The following is a 4,531-nucleotide window of genomic DNA, read 5'->3' as shown; positions in this document are numbered from 1 at the left end:
CCGCCGCCGGTCATGGTGCTGCCCGACGGCTCGACCCGACTGCTCGACGATGCGTCGGTCACCCCGCTGGGGTTGTCGTTCGACCACATCCGTCCGGAGGGCCGTCAGGTGATGCCACCCCGTGCGACGTTGTTGCTCTACACCGACGGCCTGGTCGAGCGTCGGCGCGAGTCCCTGGACAGGGGCATCCGCAGGGCCGCCGGTGTGCTCGAAAGCCATTCCGCCACACCGCTCGACGACCTGGCCGACGAGATCATGGCCCGGCTGACACCCAACTACGGATATCAAGACGACGTCGCGCTCATGCTGTACCGCCAACCGGCGCCGCTGGAGATCGAGTTCAGCGCCGACCCCGGCGAACTGGCCGGCACACGCAGCGCGCTGCGCAGCTGGCTGGTCCGTGCGGGGGTGGACCCGCATCAGACGCTCGACGTCCTGATCGCAGCGGGGGAGGCGCTCGCCAACGCCATCGAACACGGCCACCGTGACCGCCCCGGCGGCACCGTTCGGCTGTGCGCGACCGTGCTGGCCGACCGGCTCCACCTGACCATCGCCGACACCGGAGTGTGGAAGGTCCCACAGGCCGATCCGGCCTCACACCGCGGCCGGGGGATCGCCTTGATGCGGGCACTGATGCAGGACGTCTCGATTGAGACGGGCGATGCGGGTACGACGATCGACATGCACGCGAGGATCGCCTGATGCCCACACCTGTCGAAGTGCGCACCGATCGGCGCGGCGACGGCACGGTGGTGCTGAGCGTCACCGGCGAACTCGACCTGAGCAACGTCGAGGCGTTTAGCAACGCCATCGCCGCCGCGCTGAGCAGGCACGGTCAAGAAGCGGGGCGGTTGGCGGTCGACCTGGCCGCCGTCGAGTACCTCGACAGCGCGGCGATCAATGCGCTGTTCGACCACGCCGCACAGATCCGCAGGATCGTCGCCAATCCGATCCTGATGTCGGTGCTGACGATCAGCGGGTTGACATCGGTCGTCGAAGTTGCTGCAGCAGAAGCGGACTGACCCCCGTCACGGAAGCACAGTGCGCATCAGCATCACGTTGTAGGCCGACCACAGCGACAGGTTGAAATACAGCTCCTTACCGGTCGACCACGGGTGCAGGAACGGGGCGTAGATGCCGCCGGGAACGTCCCACGACCGCACCAGCACCTGTTCGGGACCCCACGGCCCCTGGGGTGCGGGCGCCGTGCGGGCCACCACATCGTTGGCGCCGTTGCCGTAGAGCACCAGGTACTGTTTGAGGTAGGTGTTGTACTGGGCTGACATCTCGCCCACGGGGCCGGGTATCACCACGGTGGCCGCACCCGGATCCCTTGGCACCCAGGCGTTCTGGTCGACATTCCAGTACTCGTAGCGATTGAGGTCCGGCACCGCGCCCTGTGGGATGCGTGCGATGTACGCCGCACCGCCCCTACCCGCAGGCGTTCCGAACATGTACAGGTAGGGGTCACCAGGACCCGGCTTGAGGAACGCGGCCTGCTGGAAGTTCTCGTTACCGCGCACGTAGCGGGCGCCGGGGACGTCGCCTTCGCGCGCGGCGCGCACGGTGCCGGGGTAGACACCCCAGCGCTCGCCGTTGTCGGGGGAGACCGCGATCGCCGAGAAGTTCGTGGTCCACCGGCCGTCGGCGTCCCAGCTCTTGATCGACATGAAGTTCACGAACTGGTTGCCGCCCGCGGAGATTCCCGCGGTCGGGATGATGCCCGTCTCGTTCGGTGCCCACTTGGTGCTGTTGATGATCTGCTTGGACAGCCCCGGTGCCCACAGCGGGGAACCGGAGTAGCGGTTGGCGAGGATGGCGTCGGGCACCGCGACCGTCTTGGACAGCGCACCGTCCTGGGTGCGCAGCAGCGTGTTGTACCGCCACTGCTTACCGCGCACGCTGCAATACCCGTAGGTGTCGCCGAACGCCATCAGCACCTGATGATTGCCGGGATCGCCGTTGTCCCACATGATTCCGAGGTCGGTGCCGGTGATGGCGAACCGCCCGATGGTGTTGTTCGGGCTCTCGGGACCGGTCACCCAACCGACGAGCGTCGTTCCAGGCGGCGCGGGCGGAGGAGGCGGTTCGGGGGCCGCAGCGGCGGGAAGTTGTTGCGCTTCAGGTTGATCCGCGGGTGGTTGAGGGGGTGTCGGGCGGACGTCGGCCTGCTGCTCGACGGTCGCCGAACGCGGTGTCAGCGATCTGAGGATCTCGACGGGCAGCCGGCCCAGCTGCGGCAGCGGCGCTTCCTCGTTGGTGTTGCGGGGCCGGTGACCGACCGGCGGCCCGCCCGGCAATGCGGGCGTCGCTTCGGTGTTCGGCGCCGCGGGCGGTTGCGCGGCCGCGGCCGCGCCGGTGCAGGGTTCCGCGGTCGCCAAGGGGACGACACCGAGGACGGCGCTCAGGCCGATCACGGTTGCGGACGCCACCGACAGCGAGGCGATGCGCGGCAGCGGCGACATGTCACACCTTTCCGGATGCGGACGCCGGAGCGACGTCAGCGATGGGCGGATGTGACGCTAGTGGCCAAAGTGACGGTTGTGATCTTGGTGCGCGGATAGGTATCCATCCGTGACCGTGTCGCAACCCGCGATTTGTGCGTGATCTCGTTCGCTGACCGAGCGTTTTCACTCACAGGTCGCGTGTGGAGGCGGAATGTTTCCCGGTCGGGCGGGGTAGAGAAATCGGCATGACCTCCCCGGCCAAGGCGCAGACCGACCAACCCGACGAAGCGGAGGGCGGCAAGCTCAAACGCGGGATCACCGGGCCACTACTCTACCTGTTCATCCTCGGCGACGTGCTCGGTGCCGGGATCTACGCGCTGATGGGCGTGCTGGCGGGCGACGTCGGCGGTGCGTTGTGGGCGCCGCTTCTGCTGGCGCTGCTGCTTGCGCTGCTCACCGCCGGTTCCTACGCGGAACTGGTCACCAAGTACCCCAAGGCGGGCGGCGCGGCGGTGTTCGCCGAGCGTGCGTTCCGCCGCCCGCTGGTGTCGTTCCTGGTGGGCTTCTGCATGCTCGCCGCCGGCGTGACCAGCGCGGCGGGTCTCGCCCTCGCCTTCGCCGGCGACTACCTCGCGACCTTCATCGACGTCCCGGCCGTACCGGCGGCCATCGTGTTCCTGGCCCTGATCGGGTGCCTGAACGCGCGCGGGATCAGCGAGTCGGTGAAGAGCAACGTCGTGATGACGGTGATCGAGCTGACCGGCCTTCTGATCGTCGTCATCGCGGTGTCGGTGATGGTGGGCGGCGGCCGCGGCGACCTTGGCCGCGTCACCGAGTTCCCCGACGGCGCCACGCCCGCGCTGGCGATCTTCAGCGGAGCGATCGTCGCGTACTACTCGTTCGTCGGCTTCGAGACCTCCGCGAACGTCGCCGAGGAGATCCGCAATCCGAGCAAGGTGTACCCGACGGCGCTGTTCGGTGCCCTGATCACCGCGGGCGTGCTCTACGCCCTGGTCGGAGTCGCGAGCGCGATAGCGCTGCCCGCCGACGAACTGGCGAAGTCCTCGGGACCGTTGCTCGACGTGGTCGGCGCGTCCGACGTCGGAGTTCCCGACTGGGTGTTCAGCGCGATCGCGCTCGTCGCCGTGGCCAACGGCGCGCTGCTGACGATGATCATGGCCAGCCGGCTCACCTACGGTATGGCCGAGCACGGCCTGCTGCCGGGCGTGCTCGGCCGCGTGCTGCCGAAGCGGCGCACACCGTGGACCGCCATCGTCGCGACAACCGCGGTGGCGATGGTGCTCAGCATGCTCGGCGATCTGTCGACGCTCGCCGAGACCGTGGTGCTGCTGCTGTTGATCGTGTTCATCTCCACCAACATCGCGGTGCTGGTGCTCCGGCGCGACAGCGTCGAGCACCCGCATTTCCGGGTGTGGACGGCGGTGCCGGTGCTCGGCGTGGCGTCGTGTGTGCTCCTGCTGACCCAGCAGACCGCGAAAGTGTGGCTGTTCGCCGCGATACTCGTCGCGGTGGGCGCCGTGCTGTATCTGGTCGCCCGGGTGGCCACCCGCAAGGTCGACGCGTGATCAGCGCTTAGCTACGGCTCCACGCAGGAACTGTGTTTGCGCGCTTTGTGTTTCGTCGATGAGGATCGCGGCGTCGGTCGCGTAGCGGTCCAGCATGTCCGCGTCCGAGCGGCGGTAGGCCTCGGCGTCCTGCGAGTACACCATGAGCGTGCCCAACAGCCGCTCCGACGTCCGCAGCGGTGCGAACAGCACGCTGCGGGCACCGATCTCGGCCGCCTGCTCGACCCACGCCGGCCATTCTGCCGCCTCCGGTGAGCCGATGGCTCTTACCACCGTGCATCCGAACCACGCTGTCGCTGCGGGGTTTTCGTGATGACGGTCGAACAATCCGTTGAGCTGGTCGGCGATTGGGTCGGTGGCCACCGAGGTGATTCGTCGCCCGGTCGTCGTGAGCAGGGTGACGCCGCCGCCCGTGGAGACACCGACTTCCTCGGCGGCTCGGTCCGCGATGAACCGCAACGTTCCGGTGAGCGTCCTCGCAACGGTCGCGGGCCACCG

The 4,531-nt window shown here is 68.3% G+C and carries 5 protein-coding genes; 3 read left to right on the top strand and 2 right to left on the bottom strand.

The features are described from left to right. Both A5698_RS12930 and A5698_RS12925 read left to right on the top strand, forming a co-directional pair. Positions 1-702, top strand: a 702-nt coding sequence (locus tag A5698_RS12930; RefSeq protein WP_156670735.1) for an ATP-binding protein, incomplete at its 5' end; no start/stop codon positions are given. Continuing rightward, a complete protein-coding gene (locus A5698_RS12925) occupies positions 702-1,022 on the top strand; it encodes an STAS domain-containing protein (RefSeq protein WP_067086029.1) in 321 nt (106 codons plus the stop codon). The genes A5698_RS12930 and A5698_RS12925, both read left to right, overlap by 1 nt. Positions 1,023-1,028: 6 nt before the next feature. On the opposite strand, the gene A5698_RS12920 is transcribed toward A5698_RS12925, so the two are convergent. After that, positions 1,029-2,465 (bottom strand): glycoside hydrolase family 183 protein, encoded by a 1,437-nt coding sequence (locus A5698_RS12920; RefSeq protein WP_068297184.1) that lies wholly within the window; start codon positions 2,463-2,465, stop codon positions 1,029-1,031. A gap of 227 nt (positions 2,466-2,692) precedes the next feature. Between A5698_RS12920 and A5698_RS12915 the strand changes: the two genes are divergently transcribed. Then, positions 2,693-4,033, top strand: a complete 1,341-nt coding sequence (locus A5698_RS12915) for an APC family permease (protein WP_068297180.1) — start codon at positions 2,693-2,695, stop codon at positions 4,031-4,033. On the opposite strand, the gene A5698_RS12910 is transcribed toward A5698_RS12915, so the two are convergent. Beyond that, positions 4,034-4,531, bottom strand: a 498-nt coding sequence (locus A5698_RS12910) for a GAF domain-containing protein (RefSeq protein ID WP_156670734.1), incomplete at its 5' end; no start/stop codon positions are given. It abuts the gene before it with no gap.

It is taken from the genome of Mycobacterium sp. E136 (assembly GCF_001666865.1).
Taxonomy (GTDB): domain Bacteria; phylum Actinomycetota; class Actinomycetes; order Mycobacteriales; family Mycobacteriaceae; genus Mycobacterium.
The sequence above is the reverse complement of the archived record's forward strand: the minus strand, read 5'-3'. Positions and strand labels throughout refer to the sequence as shown.

Excerpts from the sequence above, each read along its gene's own strand:
- A5698_RS12920 (WP_068297184.1), bottom strand. The coding sequence starts at position 2,465 with ATGTCGCCGCTGCCGCGCATCGCCTCGCTGTCGGTGGCGTCCGCAACC.
- A5698_RS12925 (WP_067086029.1), top strand. The coding sequence starts at position 702 with ATGCCCACACCTGTCGAAGTGCGCACCGATCGGCGCGGCGACGGCACG.
- A5698_RS12915 (WP_068297180.1), top strand. The coding sequence starts at position 2,693 with ATGACCTCCCCGGCCAAGGCGCAGACCGACCAACCCGACGAAGCGGAG.